Annotated in this window: 13 protein-coding genes; all 13 read right to left on the bottom strand. The window is 68.9% G+C overall.

Features of this window, described 5'->3' with window-relative positions; translation table 11 throughout:
* Positions 1-127: 127 nt before the first annotated feature.
* The 13 genes from ftsA to rsmH all read right to left on the bottom strand — a co-directional run bounded on the left by ftsA (position 128) and on the right by rsmH (position 16031).
* Positions 128-1360 (bottom strand): cell division protein FtsA, encoded by a 1233-nt coding sequence (gene ftsA, locus C7416_RS11510; RefSeq protein WP_012353950.1) that lies wholly within the window; start codon positions 1358-1360, stop codon positions 128-130.
* Positions 1357-2295: a cell division protein FtsQ/DivIB gene (locus C7416_RS11505; protein WP_062801811.1), complete on the bottom strand. Its 939-nt coding sequence runs from the start codon at positions 2293-2295 to the stop codon at positions 1357-1359. The genes ftsA and C7416_RS11505 overlap by 4 nt, the downstream gene beginning before the upstream one ends.
* A gap of 27 nt (positions 2296-2322) precedes the next feature.
* Positions 2323-3306: a D-alanine--D-alanine ligase gene (locus C7416_RS11500; RefSeq protein WP_111519094.1), complete on the bottom strand. Its 984-nt coding sequence runs from the start codon at positions 3304-3306 to the stop codon at positions 2323-2325.
* Positions 3303-4730 (bottom strand): UDP-N-acetylmuramate--L-alanine ligase, encoded by a 1428-nt coding sequence (gene murC, locus C7416_RS11495; RefSeq protein ID WP_111519093.1) that lies wholly within the window; start codon positions 4728-4730, stop codon positions 3303-3305. Before murC ends, C7416_RS11500 begins: the two co-directional genes overlap by 4 nt.
* A gap of 21 nt (positions 4731-4751) precedes the next feature.
* Positions 4752-5822: an undecaprenyldiphospho-muramoylpentapeptide beta-N-acetylglucosaminyltransferase gene (gene murG / locus C7416_RS11490; protein ID WP_111519092.1), complete on the bottom strand. Its 1071-nt coding sequence runs from the start codon at positions 5820-5822 to the stop codon at positions 4752-4754.
* Positions 5823-5931: 109 nt separating this feature from the next.
* The gene (gene ftsW, locus C7416_RS11485; protein ID WP_018006235.1) at positions 5932-7173 is read right to left on the bottom strand and encodes a putative lipid II flippase FtsW; all 1242 of its coding nucleotides are present in this window, start codon (positions 7171-7173) and stop codon (positions 5932-5934) included.
* Entirely contained in the window at positions 7170-8684 is a 1515-nt protein-coding gene (murD, locus tag C7416_RS11480; protein ID WP_111519091.1) for a UDP-N-acetylmuramoyl-L-alanine--D-glutamate ligase, read from the bottom strand. Before murD ends, ftsW begins: the two co-directional genes overlap by 4 nt.
* A 70-nt stretch (positions 8685-8754) precedes the next feature.
* Complete coding sequence (gene mraY / locus C7416_RS11475; RefSeq protein WP_012353957.1) at positions 8755-9924, bottom strand: phospho-N-acetylmuramoyl-pentapeptide-transferase; 1170 nt, start codon at positions 9922-9924, stop codon at positions 8755-8757.
* Positions 9925-9937: 13 nt separating this feature from the next.
* Positions 9938-11338 (bottom strand): UDP-N-acetylmuramoyl-tripeptide--D-alanyl-D-alanine ligase, encoded by a 1401-nt coding sequence (locus tag C7416_RS11470; protein ID WP_111519090.1) that lies wholly within the window; start codon positions 11336-11338, stop codon positions 9938-9940.
* A complete protein-coding gene (locus C7416_RS11465) occupies positions 11335-12906 on the bottom strand; it encodes a UDP-N-acetylmuramoyl-L-alanyl-D-glutamate--2,6-diaminopimelate ligase (protein ID WP_111519089.1) in 1572 nt (523 codons plus the stop codon). The genes C7416_RS11470 and C7416_RS11465 overlap by 4 nt, the downstream gene beginning before the upstream one ends.
* Before the next feature lie 10 nt (positions 12907-12916).
* Positions 12917-14722, bottom strand: a complete 1806-nt coding sequence (locus C7416_RS11460) for a peptidoglycan D,D-transpeptidase FtsI family protein (protein WP_111519088.1) — start codon at positions 14720-14722, stop codon at positions 12917-12919.
* The gene (gene ftsL / locus C7416_RS11455) at positions 14722-15033 is read right to left on the bottom strand and encodes a cell division protein FtsL (RefSeq protein ID WP_018006229.1); all 312 of its coding nucleotides are present in this window, start codon (positions 15031-15033) and stop codon (positions 14722-14724) included. Before ftsL ends, C7416_RS11460 begins: the two co-directional genes overlap by 1 nt.
* Entirely contained in the window at positions 15030-16031 is a 1002-nt protein-coding gene (gene rsmH, locus C7416_RS11450; protein ID WP_111519087.1) for a 16S rRNA (cytosine(1402)-N(4))-methyltransferase RsmH, read from the bottom strand. The genes ftsL and rsmH overlap by 4 nt, the downstream gene beginning before the upstream one ends.
* Between the last annotated feature and the right edge of the window lie 4 nt (positions 16032-16035).

Here is a 16035-nt window from a genome sequence, read left to right as displayed (position 1 = left end):
CCCCTGGTTTCTGAACAAGAAACCAAAAAAAGAAAATCAGAAAACTTCCATCCGGCACGCAGGCCTGTCCGGTAGACCGCCCTGCCCGCGCGCCGTTGCATCGTTAGCGCGTCAATTTCCGCATCGATCAGAAATTGCCGACAAACCATTCCTTCATGCGGGTCCACACCTGCTTGACCGACCCGCTCTGCACCGCCACCTTGCGCCCGCGCATGCGCTGCACGCGGCCTTCCAGCAGCAGGCCCATCACGGTCGCGTAGCGCGGGCTCTTCACCACTTCGTGCAGGTTGCCGCGATACTCGGGCACGCCGACGCGCACGGGCTTGAGGAAAATGTCCTCACCCAGCTCGACCATGCCCGGCATCATCGCGGTCCCACCGGTGATGACCACGCCCGACGACAACAGTTCTTCATAGCCGGACTCGCGCACCACCTGGTGCACCAGCGAGTACAGCTCTTCGATGCGCGGCTCGATCACCGCGGCCAGCGCCTGGCGGCTGAGCGTGCGCGTGCCGCGGTCGCCCACGCCCGGCACCTCGATCATGTCTTCCGGGTCGGCGATCGCCTGCTTGGCGATGCCGTACTGGATCTTGATGTCCTCGGCGTCCGGTGTCGGCGTGCGCAGCGCCATCGCGATATCGTTGGTGATCTGGTCGCCGGCGATGGGGATCACGGCGGTATGGCGGATCGCGCCTTCGCTGAAGATGGCGATGTCGGTGGTGCCGCCGCCGATGTCGACCAGCACCACGCCCAGTTCCTTCTCGTCCTCGGTCAGCACCGCCAGGCTCGACGCCAGCGGCTGCAGGATCAGGTCGTGCACTTCCAGCCCGCAGCGGCGCACGCACTTGACGATGTTCTGCGCGGCGCTGACGGCGCCGGTGACGATATGCACCTTCACTTCCAGGCGGATGCCGCTCATGCCGATGGGCTCGCGCACGTCTTCCTGGCCGTCGATGATGAATTCCTGCGTCAGGATGTGCAGGATCTGCTGGTCGGTCGGGATATTGACCGCCTTGGCGGTCTCGATCACGCGCGCCACGTCGGTCTGCGTGACCTCCTTGTCCTTGATCGCCACCATGCCGCTGGAATTGAAGCTGCGGATATGGCTGCCGGCAATGCCGGTGAAGACCTCCGAAATCTTGCAGTCGGCCATCAGCTCGGCCTCTTCCAGCGCCTTCTGGATCGACTGCACGGTGGCCTCGATGTTGACCACGACCCCTTTCTTCAGACCCTTGGACTCAGACTGGCCCATCCCGATCACCTCGTAGCTGCCGTCGGGGCGCAGTTCCGCCACCACGGCCGCCACCTTCGAGGTGCCGATATCGAGACCGACCAACAGGTCCTTGTATTCCTTGCTCATCGGGTTTTCTCCGCGTTCTTGCTCTTCAGTCGCGTCGGATTGTTGTTGGATGTACCTGAAACCGTTGCGGCCGCCCCCGGCCTGGCAGCGCTCGTCGCCGCGCTCGCCGCCTTCGCCTTGGCCGCTCGCTCCGCCTTTTCCGCCCGTACCGCCGCCGCAATCTGCGCCTCGGTCAGGAAGCGCGCGTTGGCGGCGCGGATGGCGAAGCCGTTGGGGTAGCGCAGGTCGGCATATTCGATCTGGCTGCCCCATTGCTGCGTGACCTGCGGCCAGGCCGCGACGAAGCGGCGCACGCGCTGGTCCATCGCGGTGCGGTCCTCGTCGTTCTGCTCGCGGCCCAGCTCGACCTCCATGCCGTTGGACAGGCGTGCGCGCCAGGCGTAGCGGCCGGACAGCGCCACCGCCAGCGGCTCGGCCTTGAGCGGCTTGAACCACTGGCGCATGACCTCGAGCTTCTCGATCACGTCGGCCTCGCTGTCCGGCGGCCCGTCCAGCGCCAGCAGCTGCGCGTCTTCTTCCGCCTCGGCGGTGTTGGCGACAAAGATCTCGCCATAGGTGTTGATCAGGCGGCCGCTGTCGGGCGCGCCCCAGGTGCCCAGCGCCTCGTGCTCCTCGACCTCGACCGCCAGGCCGTTGGGCCATTCGCGCCGTACGCTGGCGCGCCGCACCCACGGCACCGACTCGAACGCCTGGCGCGCCGCGTTCAGGTCGAGCGTGAAGAAGTTGCCGGTCAGCTTGCCCAGCGCGCTGGCGCGCACGCTGGGCGCGTTCACGTGGCGCAGCGCGCCGCCGTCCATCGGGCCGATCTCCACATGCGTGATGGCAAACACCGGCCGCTGCGCCAGCCACAGCAGGCCCGCCGCGAGCGCCATCAGCGCCACCACCGCATACAGCGTGGAGGCGATCAGGTTGAGCAGGCGTGCGTTATGCCACATGGTCCGGTGCGGTCCTGTCGGGTGAAGTTATTCGGGTTTCCAATGCTCGTTGGGATGCAGGTCCAGCGTCGCGGCGGCCAGCACCTGCAGCACGAAGTCCTCGTAGCTGATGCCGACCGCGCGCGCCGCCATCGGCACCAGCGAATGGCCGGTCATGCCGGGCGAGGTATTCATCTCGAGCAGGAAAGGCGTGCCGTCGGCGCGCAGCATCACGTCGGCGCGCGCCCAGCCGCGGCAGCCCAGCACGCGGTAGGCCTGCACCGCCAGCGCCTGCACCTGCCGTTCGACTTCGGCATCCAGGCCCGACGGACACAAGTACTGGGTATCGTCAGTAAAGTACTTATTTTGATAGTCGTAGTTGGCCTCGGGCGCGACGATGCGGATCACCGGCAGCGCTTCGGCGGTGTCGCCCTCGCCCACCACCGGGCAGGTCAGCTCGGCGCCGTCGACGAAGGTCTCGGCGATGACGTCGTTGTCAAGCGCCGCCGCCTTGTCGAAGGCGGCGCGCATCTGGTCCGCCGCGGTGACCTTGGTCAGGCCGATCGACGAGCCCTCGCGCGCCGGCTTGACGATCAGCGGCAGGCCCAGGTCGGCCGCCACCGCGTCAAAGTCGGTGTCGGCATGCAGCATGGCAAAGCGCGGCGTGGCCAGGCCGTGCGTCATCCACAGGCGCTTGGTGGCCTGCTTGTCCATGGCCAGCGCCGACGCCAGCACGCCGCTGCCGGTGTACGGCACGCCCAGCTGCTCGAGCAGGCCCTGGATGGTGCCGTCCTCGCCGTAGCGGCCGTGCAGCGCGATGAAAACGCGGTCGAAACCGGCCGCCGCCAGCTCGGCCACGCCCTGCAGGCCGGGGTCGAAGCCGTGCGCGTCGACGCCGCGCGACTGCAGCGCGGCCAGCACGCCGTTGCCGGACATCAGCGAGATTTCCCGCTCGGCCGAGCGGCCGCCCAGCAGCACGCCGACCTTGCCCAGCGACCTGGGATCGATATTGGGATGGGCGACGAAGCTCATGCCTGGCTCCCTTGCTGCAGCGGTTGCTGGTGCGACACCAGCTGGCCGGGCACGCCGCCGATCGAGCCCGCGCCCATGGTCACGACCACATCGCCGGGCCGTACGGCATTCAGGATGGCCTGCGGCATCTCTTCCATCTGCTCCACGAAAACAGGTTCGACCTTGCCCGCCACGCGCAGCGCGCGCGTCAGCGCACGGCCGTCGGCGGCGACGATCGGAGTCTCGCCGGCGGCATAGACCTCGGACAGCAGCAGCGCATCGACCGTGCCCAGCACCTTGACGAAGTCTTCGAAGCAATCGCGCGTACGGGTAAAGCGGTGCGGCTGGAACGCCAGTACCAGGCGGCGCCCGGGGAAGGCGCCGCGCGCGGCGGCCAGCGTGGCGGCCATTTCCACCGGGTGGTGGCCGTAGTCGTCGACCAGCGTGAAGGTGCCGGCGCCGTCCGGCGTAGCCACCTCGCCGTAGCGCTGGAAGCGGCGGCCGACGCCGTGGAACTCACGCAGCGCCTTGACGATGGCGGCATCGGGCACTTCGAGCTCGGTGGCAATGGCGATCGCCGCCAGCGCGTTCTGCACGTTGTGCATGCCGGGCAGGTTCAGCACGATCTCCAGCGGCGGCTCGGCGTGCTGGTTCAGCTGGCGCAGCACGGTGAAGTGCATCTGGCCGTCGACCGCGCGCGCATCGACCGCGCGGATCTGCGCGTCTTCGGCAAAGCCGTAGCGCACCACCGGCTTGGACACGAACGGCAGGATCTCGCGCACGTTGGGATCGTCCACGCACAGCACCGCGATGCCGTAGAACGGCAGCCGCTGCGTGAATTCGATGAACGCCTGCTTGAGCCGGGCAAAGTCGTGCCCGTAGGTGTCCATGTGGTCGGCATCGATATTGGTGATGACCTCGATGACCGGGAACAGGTTCAGGAACGAGGCATCCGATTCGTCGGCCTCGGCCACGATGAAATCGCCGGTGCCAAGGCGCGCGTTGGCGCCGGCCGAGTTCAGCCGGCCGCCGATGACGAAGGTCGGATCGAGGCCGCCTTCGGCCAGCACCGATGCCACCAGGCTGGTGGTAGTGGTCTTGCCGTGCGTGCCGGCAATGGCCACGCCCTGCTTCAGCCGCATCAGCTCGGCCAGCATCACCGCGCGCGGCACCACCGGGATGCGCTGGCTGCGCGCGGCCAGCACTTCGGGGTTGTCGCCGCTGACCGCGGTCGACACCACCACCGCGTTGGCGCCGCTCACGTTGGCGGCGTCGTGGCCGTGCATGACGGTGGCGCCCAGCGACGCCAGGCGCCGCGTGGCGGCATTGTTGCCCACGTCCGAGCCCGAGACCTTGTATCCCAGGTTCAGCAGGACCTCGGCGATGCCGCTCATGCCGGCGCCGCCGATGCCCACGAAGTGGATGTTCTTGACGATATGCTTCATTGGATTGCTGCTTCGCTCATTTCAGTCCCTGGCCAGCTCGCTGCATACCTCGGCGACGCGCCGCGTTGCCTCAGGCCGGGCCAGTCCGCGCGCCAGGCGCGCCATGTCTTTCAGCTGCGGCCGGGTCAGCCTGGCAATGGTCTGCGCCAGGCCCTCGGCCGTCAGGTCTTTTTGCTGCACGAGCAGGGCCGCGCCCTGGCTCGACAAAAACTGTGCGTTGGTGGTCTGGTGGTCGTCCACAGCATGCGGGAACGGCACGAACAGTGCCGCCACGCCCGCCGCGGCCACTTCCGACACCGTCATCGCGCCGGCACGGCAGATCACCAGGTCGGCGTCGGCATAGGCGCGCGCCATGTCGTCGATGAACGGCAGCGTCTGCGCCGGTACCTGCGCCGCGGCGTAGTTGGCGCGCAGCGTGTCGATCTGCTTTGCGCCGGCCTGGTGCGTCACCACCGGGCGCTGGTCCTGCGGCAGCAGCGCGATGGCCTTGGGCACCACCTCGTTGAGCGCGGCGGCGCCCAGGCTGCCCCCCACCACCAGGATCCGCAGCGGGCCGTCGCGCCGGTCGTAGCGCGCCTCGGGGGCGTCCAGTTGCGCCAGCTCCGCGCGCACCGGGTTGCCGGTCCATTCGCTGCCGGGCAACGCATCGGGGAACGCGCACAGCACGCGGTCGGCCACCCGGGCCAGCACCTTGTTGGCCAGGCCGGCGATCGAGTTCTGCTCGTGCAGCACCAGCGGCCGCCCCAGCAGCGAGGCCATCATGCCGGCCGGGAAGGTGATATAGCCGCCCATGCCCAGCACCACGCTCGGACGCACCCGGCGCAGCGCGGCGATGCTCTGCCAGAACGCGCGCAGCAGGTTCAGCGGCAGCAGGAACTTGGTCACCAGCCCCTTGCCGCGCAGCCCGCCGAACTGGATGAACTCCATCGGGATGTCGTGCTTCGGCACCAGCGTGGCTTCCATGCCGGTGCGGTTGCCCAGCCAGACGATGTTCCAGCCCTGCTCGCGCAACGCGTGCGCGACCGCCAGCCCCGGGAACACATGTCCCCCGGTGCCGCCGGCCATTACGAGCAGGGTACGCGGCTGCGTCATACCTTGCCTCCGCGCATCATGACTCTGTTTTGGCTTCGGCCGCTGCGCTTAACTTCCTGCAGTCGCAGGAAGTTAGCCTTCGCCGAAATCGCGTGCTGCTGCGTTCCGGTCATACCTTCCCTCCACGCATCAGCACGCGATTTTCATAATCAATGCGCAGCAGGATCGCCAGCGCCACGCAATTCATCAGGATGCCCGAGCCGCCATAGCTGACCAGCGGCAGCGTCAGCCCCTTGGTCGGCAGCAGGCCCAGGTTCACGCCCATGTTGATAAAGGTCTGCCAGCCGATCCACACGCCGATGCCCTTGGCCACCAGGCCGGCAAAGGTGCGGTCCAGCTGCAGCGCGGTGCGGCCGATATTGAAGGCGCGCCGCACCAGCCAGTAGAACAGCACGATCACCACCAGCACGCCGATAAAGCCGAATTCCTCGCCGATCACGGCGAGGATGAAGTCGGTGTGCGCTTCGGGAAGGTAGTGCAGCTTTTCGATGCTGCCGCCCAGCCCCACGCCGGTCCACTCGCCGCGCCCGAACGCGATCAAGGAATGCGTCAGCTGGTAGGCCTTGCCCAGCGCGTTGCTCTCTTCCCATGGATTCAGGTAGGCAAAGATCCGCTCGCGCCGCCAGGGCGACGCGGTGATCAGCAGCGCGAACGCGCCCACCGCCACCCCGACCAGCCCGGCGAACAGCTTGCCGTTGATGCCGCCCAGGAACAGGATGCCCATCGCCACCGCGGCGATCACCAGGAACGCGCCCATGTCGGGCTCGAGCAGCAGCAGCAGGCCCACCACCACCACCGCCACGCCCATCGGCAGGAAGCCCTTGGACACGGTCTGCATCCACTCCTGCTTGCGTACGGTGTAGTTGGCGGCGTACAGCACCACCGCCAGCTTCATCAGCTCGGACGGCTGGAAGTTCATCACCCCCAGCGGAATCCAGCGCCGCGCGCCGTTCACGCCCTTGCCCACGAACGGCACCAGCACGATCACCAGCAGGATCAGGGCAAGGATGAAAAGCTTGGGCGCGTAGCGGTCCCATACCTTGACCGGCACCTGGAACGCGGCCAGCCCCACCGACAGCCCGATCCCCAGCGCGAACGCGTGGCGCAGCAGGAAGTGGCTTTCGCGATAGTTGGCGTAGCGCGGCGAGTCCGGCAGCGCGATCGAGGCCGAATAGACCATCACCAGGCCGAGCGCGAGCAGCACGATCGAGACCCACAGCATGGGCTGGTCGTACTCCATCATGCGCGAGCGGGTCGGCTTGACCCCCGACACCGCGTCGCGCAGGCCGCCCCAGGCATTGCCGATGGTGGCGCCGATAAATCCGCTGCGCTTGACCTGTGCGTCACTCATGGCAGGATCCCCCGGGACAGGGCCAGTTCTTCCACCGCGCCGCGGAACACCTCGGCGCGATGCACGTAGTTGCGGAACATGTCCAGGCTGGCGCACGCCGGCGACAGCAGCACCGCGTCGCCGGCCTGGGCCAGCGCGGCGGCCTGCGTCACGGCCTCTTCCAGCGTGGCGGCGTCGACCAGGCTGGCGCCGCTGCCCTGCAGCGCATCGCGCAGCTCAGGCGCGGCGCGACCGATCAGCACCACCGCGCGCGCGTACTGCGCCACCGGCGCGGCCAGCGGCGAGAAATCCTGCCCCTTGCCCTCGCCCCCGGCGATCAGCACCACGCGCTTGTCCAGACCCGACAGCGCGGCGACGGTGGCGCCCACATTGGTGCCCTTGCTGTCGTCGAAATACTCGACGTCGTCGATGGTGGCGACCCACTCGACGCGGTGCGGCTCGCCGCGGTATTCGCGCAGGCCATGCAGCAGCGCGTTCAGCGGCAAGTCGATGGCACGGCACAGCGCCAGCGCGGCCATCGCGTTGGTGGCGTTGTGCATGCCGCGGATATGCAGCGCATCGGCCGGCATCAGGCGCTTGTGGCGCACCGGCACCGCTTCCGGCGCCGCCTCGGCCGCGGCCTTGCGGCGGCGCGGCTTGCCCTCCCCTTCCGCGTCGGGATCGGGCTCGGCCAGCACCAGCCAGGGCATGCCGCCCTCGCGCAGGATGCCGAAGCTGCCCGGCACTTCGGGCAGGTCGATGCCGAAGGTCACCGGGGTCGAGCCCGGGCGTGCCATGTCCAGCGTCAGGCGGTCGTTGCGGTTCAGCACCTGCACGCACGCGTGGCCGGCCGGGCCGAAGATGCGAGCCTTGGACGCGGCATAGGCTTCCATCGAGCCGTGCCAGTCGAGGTGGTCCTGCGTCACGTTGAGCACGGTGGCGGCATGCGGCGCCAGCGTATGGGTGGTTTCCAGCTGGAAGCTCGACAGCTCCAGCACCCACACCTCGGGCAGCGATGCCGAGGCGATGCAGGCCGACAGCTTGTCCAGCGCCGACGGGCTGATATTGCCCGCCACCGCCACGCTCTTGCCGGCGCGCTCGACCAGGCGGCCGGTCAGCGCGGTGGTGGTGGTCTTGCCGTTGGTGCCGGTGATCGCCAGCAGCTTCGGCGCATAGCCGGACTCGGCTTCGAGATGGCGCAGCGCGCGCACGAACAGCTCGATCTCGCCCCACACCGGGATGCCGCGCGCCTGCGCCGCAGCCAGCAGCGCGCCGGTGGCGGCCTCCAGCGGCGACAGGCCCGGGCTGATCGCCACCAGGCCGATGCCGTCGAGCAGGCTTTCGGCGAAGGGGCCGCCGACGAATTCGGCCGAAGTCAGTTCGGCCTGCAGGAACACAAGGTTGGCGGGCGCCTCGCGCGTGTCGGCCACGCGCACCGCGCAGCCGTTCAGGCCACACCAGCGCGCCATGGCCAGCCCCGACTCGCCGAGGCCCAGTACCAGCACATGAGGTTTTTGCAGCTCGCCAAACACTTCGATTTCCTGCCCTTGGTTTCCTGTATCTATATAAAGCGCGCCGCGGGCCTTACCCCCGGCGCAACCATCAACGCAGCTTCAGCGTCGACAACCCGATCAGCACCAGCAGCATGGTGATGATCCAGAAGCGCACCGTGACCTGCGTTTCCTTCCAGCCGCCGAGCTCGAAATGGTGATGCAGCGGCGCCATCCGGAACAGCCGCCTGCCCTCGCCATAGCGGCGCTTGGTGATCTTGAACCACGTGACCTGCGCCATCACCGACAGCGTTTCCACCACGAAGATGCCGCCCATCACGAACAGCACGATCTCCTGGCGCACGATCACCGCCACCGTGCCCAGCGCGCCACCCAGCGCCAGCGCGCCCACGTCGCCCATGAACACCTGCGCCGGGTGCGCGTTGAACCAGAGGAAGGCCAGCCCGGCCCCGCCCAGCGCCGAGCAGAAGATCAGCAGCTCGCCCGCGCCCGGGATATGCGGGAACAGCAGGTACTTGCTGTAGACCGCATTGCCCATCACGTAGGCAAACACGCCCAGGCCGCCGCCGACCAGCACCACCGGCATGATCACCAGGCCGTCCAGGCCGTCGGTCAGGTTGACGGCATTGCTCGAGCCCACGATCACCAGGTAGGTCAGCACGATGAAGCCGGCCACGCCCAGCGGATAGCTGATCTCCTTGAAGAAAGGCACGATCAGGTTGGACTTGTACGGCATGTCCAGCGACAGCCCGCCCTCGACCCAGTTCAGGAACAGCTCCCAGACCCGCACGTTGCTGCTCTCGGACACCGAGAACGCCAGGTAGACCGCGGCCACCAGGCCGATCAGCGTCTGCCAGAAAAACTTCTCGCGGCTCGACATGCCGCGCGGGTCGCGATACACCACCTTGCGGTAGTCGTCGACCCAGCCGATCGCGCCATAGCCGAAGGTGACCAGCATCACCACCCAGATAAAGCGGTTGCCCCAGTCGCACCACAGCAGCGTCGATACCGCGATCGACACCAGCACCAGCACGCCGCCCATGGTCGGCGTGCCGGACTTGACCAGGTGCGTCTGCGGGCCGATGGTGCGCACCGCCTGGCCGACCTTCAGCTCGGTCAGCTTGCGGATCACCCACGGCCCGAACGCCAGGCCGATCACCAGCGCGGTGACGTTGGCCATCACCGCGCGGAAAGTCAGATAGTTGACGACCCGGAGGAAGCTGTAGTCGTTTTGCAGCCACTGGGCCAGAGCCAATAACATCGTGTTGTCTTATTTAGTGTGCGGAAGTGTCTGCGACCAGCGCCGCGACCATCCGTTCCATGCGCATGAAGCGCGATCCCTTCACCAGCACGGCGCCCGCTTGCGCCACCATGCCCCCGCTGTCTTCCTCCAAGGCCTTTGCCAGGTCTTGCGCGCTGCCGAAATGGCGGCCGTTGGCGCCGAACGCCTGCACCGCGTGCAGCGCCAGATCGCCGGTGGCCCACAGCACGTCGATGCCGCGCGCCTGGGCGTAGGCACCGATCTCTTCGTGGAACGCCGGCCCCTGGTCGCCCACTTCGCCCATATCGCCCAGCACCAGCACGCGCGGCGCGGCAAAGCCGGCCAGCACATCGATGGCGGCGCGCATCGAGTCGGGGTTGGCGTTGTAGGTGTCGTCGATCACCACGGTGCCGGCCGGCGTGTACTTGACCTGCAGCCGCCCCTTCACGGGCTTGAACTCCGCCAGGCCCGCCTGGATGGCCGGCACGTGCACGCCCGCGGCGAGCGCGCAGGCGATCGCCGCCAGCGCGTTGCGCACGTTGTGCTCGCCCAGCAGCGCCAGCCGCACCTCGAAGGCATGGCCCGGCGCGCGCACCTTCATCACGTGCACGCCGTCGACCAGTTCCACGGTGGCATGCACGTCGGCCTGCTGCGAGGTGCCGAACGACAGCACGCGGCGCGTGCCCGCGGCCGCGCGCCACACCGGGGCGTAGGCGCCGCCGCTTTCCGCGTCGAGCGGGAATACCGCCACGCCGTCGGCAGGCAGCGCCGCGATCGCGGCGGCGTGCTCGTGTGCCACCGCTTCCACGCTGACCATGAACTCCTGGTGCTCGCGCTGCGCGTTGGTGATCACCGCCACGGTGGGCTGGGCGATGCCGGCCAGGTAGACCGTCTCGCCCGGATGGTTCATGCCGAGTTCCAGCACCGCCAGCCTGTGCGTGGCGCGCAGGCGCAGCACCGTCAGCGGCAGCCCGATATCATTGTTCAGGTTGCCGCCGGTGGCCAGGCGCTGGTCCTCGCCGACGGCCGCGGCGAAGATCGCCGCAATCATTTCCTTGACCGTGGTCTTGCCATTGCTGCCGGTCACCGCCACCGCCGGCAGCGTGAACTGGCGGCGCCAGCCGGCACCGAGCTCGCCCAGCGCAATGCGCGTGTCCGGCGCGACAATGGCCGGCACCCCGGCATCGACCTCGCGGCTCACCAGCACCGCGGCGGCGCCGCGCGCGACCACGTCGGCAATGAAGTCGTGCGCGTCGAAGCGCTCGCCGCGCAGCGCCACGAACAGGTCGCCGGGCGCGACGCTGCGGCTGTCGGTATGCACGCGCGCGAACGGCACGGCGCCGTCGCCGCAAATGCGCGCGCCGGCGATCCAGCCGGCGGCCTGTTGCAAGGTGGTCATGGTGGTCTGGCTCATGCCGATACTCCGCGCGTGGCCAGTGCCAGCCGTACGTGTTCGCGATCCGAGAACGGCCGCTTGCGGCCCTGGATCTCCTGGGTGGCCTCGTGGCCCTTGCCCGCCACCAGCACCACGTCGGCCGGCGCCGCGTGGCGCACGGCGTAGAGGATGGCGGCGGCGCGGTCTTCGATCTGGCGCCCGCGCGCGCGCTCGGCCATGCCGTCGGCAATCGCGTCGAGGATGTCCTGCGGGTCTTCGCTGCGCGGGTTGTCGCTGGTCAGCACGATTTCGTCGGCCAGGCGCTCGGCCACGGCGCCCATCAGCGGGCGCTTGATCGGATCGCGGTCGCCGCCGCAGCCGAACACGCACCACAGGCGGCCGTTGCGCGCCTGCGCCACCGGGCGCAGCGCGGCCAGCGTCTGCTCGAGCGCGTCGGGGGTGTGGGCATAGTCGACCACCGCCAGCGGCGCCTGCGCGGCGTCGTGGCCACTGCCTGCACCGAACAGCTCCATGCGTCCTTCCACCGGTGCGAGCGCCCGCAGCGCGGCGATCGCCGCGTCCCATGCCACGCCGTTGGCCAGCGCGGCGCCCAGCACCGCCAGCAGGTTGCTGACGTTGAAGGCGCCGATCATCGGCGTCGCCATCTCGGCGTGGCCGAAGCTGCCGTCGATATGGAAGGCGGTGCCGGTGGCGGTGGCGCGCACATTGGTGGCGCGCAGCCATGCGCCGCGCGGGCCGCGCACCGTGGCGGCGGCGGGGCCGTCGATGCCGTATTCGATCACGTGCGGCGCGGCCACGGCGGCGGCGTCGGCCGCCAGCAGGCGCTGGCCCATGCCGTCGTCGCGGTTGATCACCGCGCTGCGCAGGCCGTCCCAGCGGAACAGGCGCGCCTTGGCGGCCTCGTACTCGGCCATCGAGCCGTGGTAGTCGAGGTGGTCCTGGGTCAGGTTGGTCAGCACCGCCACCGTGAAATGCGTGCCCGCCACGCGTTCCTGCTCGAGGCCGTGCGAGGACACTTCCATCGCCACGGCGCGCGCGCCGTTATCGTGCAGCGTGGCCAGGCTGGCCTGCAGCTGCACCGCGTCGGGCGTGGTGAAGCCGGTGGCCTGCAGCGCATCGGGAAAGCCGGTGCCGAGCGTGCCGATGGTCGCGCAGCGCGTGCCGGCGGCCTGCAGCACCCGCGCCAGCCACTGGCTGCACGAGGTCTTGCCGTTGGTGCCGGTGATGCCGGTCACCGCCAGGCCGCGCGCCGGGTTGCCGTGCCAGCCGGCGGCGATCGGGCCGGCCAGCTGGTGCAGGCGGCTCACGGCCAGGTGCGGCACGGCATCGCCAAAGGGCCAGTCGAAGCCGTCGGCCTCGTAGACCACGGCGCCGGCGCCGGCGGCGATCGCCTGGGCGATATAGGGGCGGCCATCGGTGGCCAAGCGGTCGTTGCCCAGCACGTAGGCGAAGAACACATCGCCGCGCGCCAGGCGCCGGGTATCGCCGCTCAGCTGCGCCGCGGCGGCCACGTTGGTACGCAGCCAGGCCAGCGCGTTGCTGGCCTGGGCGGTGACCTCGAGGGGGAGCAGGGGCTTGGCCGTCATCGGGTCGATCTCATTGGGTCGAACTCCACGGTTCGCTTTCCTGCACCTTGTCGCTGACCACCAGCTGGCGGATCGGCGAATCGGGCTGGACGTTCAGCGCGCGCAGCGTGCCGCCGGTGATGGCCGCGAACGCGGGGCCGGCCACCAGGCCGCCGTAGTGGCTGCCGGCGGTGGGCTCGTCCACGCTGACGGCGACGATGATGCGCGGGTTCGACATCGGCGCCAGGCCGATGAACGAGGCGCGGTACTTGCTGCGGTTGTAGCCGCGTCCTTCATGCTTGTAGGCGGTGCCGGTCTTGCCGCCGACGCGGTAGCCCATCACCTGCGCCTCGGGCGCGGTGCCGCCGGGCGCGGTCACGGTTTCCATCATCGCGCGCACGTCGCGCGCCACCTGCGGCGACAGGATGCGCTCGCCGGTGGCGGGGCCGTTGGTACGGAACATCGTCACCGGGATCAGCTCGCCGTCATGCGCGAAGATGGTGTAGGCATGCGCCATCTGGAACAGCGACACCGACAGGCCGTAGCCGTACGACATGGTGGCCTGCTCGATCGGGCGCCAGCTCTTGTACGGGCGCACGCGCCCGGCCACCGCGCCGGGGAAGCCGATCTTGGGCGCCTGCCCGAGGCCGATGCTGGTGTACATGTCCCACATTTCCTGCGGCTTCATCATCATCGCGATCTTGGTCGTGCCGATGTTGGACGACTTCTGGATCACGCCGGTGACGGTGAGCGCGCCATAGTTGTGGGTGTCGGTGATGGTGGCGCCTTCGAAGTTGTACTTGCCGGTGGTGGCGATCACCGTCGACGGCGACACGCGCTTGAGCTGCAGCGCCAGCCCCACCGTGATCGGCTTCATCATCGAGCCCGGCTCGAAGGTGTCGGTCAGCACGCGGTTGCGCAGCTGTTCGCCCGACAGCCGGGTGCGGTCGTTGGGGTTGTAGGTGGGCCAGTTGGCCAGCGCCAGCACTTCGCCGGTCTGGGCGTCGAGCACCACCGCGCTGGCGGCCTTGGCCTTGTGCTTGTCGACCACGGCCTTGAGTTCGTTGTAGGCCAGGTACTGGATCTTGGCGTCGATCGACAGCTGGATGTCCTCGCCGTCGCGCGGGGTCTTGAGCACGCCGATGTCCTCGACCACGCGGCCGAGCCGGTCCTTGATCACCTGGCGCGCGCCGGCGCGGCCGGCCAGGCCGCTCTCGCGCGCCAGCTCGACGCCTTCCTGGCCGCGATCCTCGACGTTGGTGAAGCCGACGATATGCGCCATCGCCTCCCCTTCCGGGTAGAAGCGCTTGTATTCGCGGGTCTGGTGGATGCCGTCGATCTTCAGCGCGGCGATCTTGTCGGCGACGTCGGGCAGCACCTGGCGCTTCAGGTAGACAAAGCCCTTGTCCTCGGACAGCTTCTTGCCCAGGTCCTTCTCGGACATGCCGAGCAGCCTGGCCAGCTGACGGATCTTGCCGGCCTCGACCTGGTTGGGCACGTCCTCGGGCACCGCCCAGATCGCCTTGACCGGCAGGCTGGTGGCCAGCACCAGGCCGTTGCGGTCGAGAATCTTGCCGCGCGTGGCCGGCAGTTCGAGCGTACGCTGGAAGCGCTTCTTGCCCTCGGCCTCGTAGAACTGGTTGCCGGGCCCCTGGATCCACGCCGCACGCACGGCCAGCGCGACGAACGCGGCAAACATCAGGAACACCACCAGCTTGGAGCGCCACATCGGCAGGCGCAGGCCCAGCACCGGGCTGGCGGCGAACTGCCCGCTGCGCGGGCGCGAGGCGGTGCCGTTGCGGTCACGGCGGGGCGGGTTGGGGCGGGCCATGCTCATCAGCGCGCCTCCGCTGCGCTGGCCGGCGCGGACGGTGCCGGCGGCAGCACGATGCCGGACAGATACTGGGTCTTGCCGGGGTTGACCGGCGCCATCTTCAGCTGCGCGCGCGCGGCATCGGCAATGCGCGCGCTCTTGCCCAGCGCGCTCTGCTGGTATTGCAGGCGCGACCAGTCGATATCGAGCTGCCGCTCTTCCGCCTGGGCACGCTCGAGCGCGACGAACAGCGTGCGCGCCTGGTGCTGCGCGCTCACCAGCGACAGCGCGCACAGGATCAGCGCGGCCAGCAGGAAGAAGGTCAGGCGGTTCATGCGCGCGCACCTCCGCCGGCGGCCGGCACGGCAGGCGCCAGTTTCTCGGCCACGCGCATCACCGCCGAGCGCGCGCGCGGGTTGGCGGCCACCTCTTCGGCGCCCGGCTTGTAGCGGCCGAGCAGGCGCAGCGTCGGTTGCGGCAGGTCGGCCGCGCGCAGCGGCGCGCGGCGCAGCGCCGGGTCGGCATCCTGCTGGGGACGGGCGTGCGCCGCCATGAACCGCTTGACGATGCGGTCCTCCAGCGAATGGAAGCTGATCACCACCAGGCGTCCCCCTACCTGCAGCAGGTCATAAGCCGCCTTCAGCCCTCTTTCGAGGTCCTCAAGCTCTTGATTGACGTGAATCCGTAGAGCCTGAAAGGTGCGGGTCGCAGGGTCCTGACCCTTCTCGCGTGTTTTGACGGCTTTCGCCACGAGCGCGGCAAGGTCGGCAGTAGTGGCGATGGGTCCGCCATCGCCGGATTGGCTCCGGCGAGCAACAATCGCCTTTGCAATCTGTACAGCAAACCGTTCTTCCCCATAGTCTCGTATCACCCTGGCAATGTCCTGCTCATCCGCCTGCGCCAGCCACTGGGCGGCAGTGATGCCGCGCGTGGTGTCCATGCGCATGTCCAGCGGGCCCTCGAAACGAAAGGAAAACCCCCTCGCCGCCTCATCGATCTGGGGCGAGCTGATCCCCAGGTCGAGCAGCACGCCGGCGACATGGCCGCGCCCCGCCAGGCGCTCGGCCATCGCCGCAAAGCTCGCGTGCTCAATGGAGAAGCGGGCATCCTTGATGGTGCCCGCTTCTGCGATTGCTGCTGGGTCCTTGTCGAACGCAACCAGGGCCCCGTCTGGCCCCAGCCGGGCCAGTACCGCCCGGCTGTGCCCTCCCCTGCCGAAGGTGCCGTCGACATAAACCCCGTCGGGCCGCCAGACCAGCGCGTCGACGGCCTCGTCCAGCAGCACGGTGCGATGCTGCAAGGCGGGGGTTGCCGGGGTTCCGGTAGGACTCATGACC

Source organism: Cupriavidus phytorum (genome assembly GCF_003254285.1).
Classification (GTDB): Bacteria; Pseudomonadota; Gammaproteobacteria; order Burkholderiales; family Burkholderiaceae; genus Cupriavidus; species Cupriavidus phytorum.
This window is presented reverse-complemented; position numbering and strand designations above follow the sequence as displayed.

Excerpts from the sequence above, each read along its gene's own strand:
- mraY (WP_012353957.1), bottom strand. The coding sequence starts at position 9,924 with ATGTTATTGGCTCTGGCCCAGTGGCTGCAAAACGACTACAGCTTCCTC.
- murC (WP_111519093.1), bottom strand. The coding sequence starts at position 4,730 with ATGAAGCATATCGTCAAGAACATCCACTTCGTGGGCATCGGCGGCGCC.
- C7416_RS11470 (WP_111519090.1), bottom strand. The coding sequence starts at position 11,338 with ATGAGCCAGACCACCATGACCACCTTGCAACAGGCCGCCGGCTGGATC.
- rsmH (WP_111519087.1), bottom strand. The coding sequence starts at position 16,031 with ATGAGTCCTACCGGAACCCCGGCAACCCCCGCCTTGCAGCATCGCACC.
- C7416_RS11500 (WP_111519094.1), bottom strand. The coding sequence starts at position 3,306 with ATGAGCTTCGTCGCCCATCCCAATATCGATCCCAGGTCGCTGGGCAAG.
- ftsL (WP_018006229.1), bottom strand. The coding sequence starts at position 15,033 with ATGAACCGCCTGACCTTCTTCCTGCTGGCCGCGCTGATCCTGTGCGCG.
- C7416_RS11505 (WP_062801811.1), bottom strand. The coding sequence starts at position 2,295 with ATGTGGCATAACGCACGCCTGCTCAACCTGATCGCCTCCACGCTGTAT.
- murG (WP_111519092.1), bottom strand. The coding sequence starts at position 5,822 with ATGACGCAGCCGCGTACCCTGCTCGTAATGGCCGGCGGCACCGGGGGA.
- C7416_RS11460 (WP_111519088.1), bottom strand. The coding sequence starts at position 14,722 with ATGAGCATGGCCCGCCCCAACCCGCCCCGCCGTGACCGCAACGGCACC.
- ftsA (WP_012353950.1), bottom strand. The coding sequence starts at position 1,360 with ATGAGCAAGGAATACAAGGACCTGTTGGTCGGTCTCGATATCGGCACC.
- C7416_RS11465 (WP_111519089.1), bottom strand. The coding sequence starts at position 12,906 with ATGACGGCCAAGCCCCTGCTCCCCCTCGAGGTCACCGCCCAGGCCAGC.
- ftsW (WP_018006235.1), bottom strand. The coding sequence starts at position 7,173 with ATGAGTGACGCACAGGTCAAGCGCAGCGGATTTATCGGCGCCACCATC.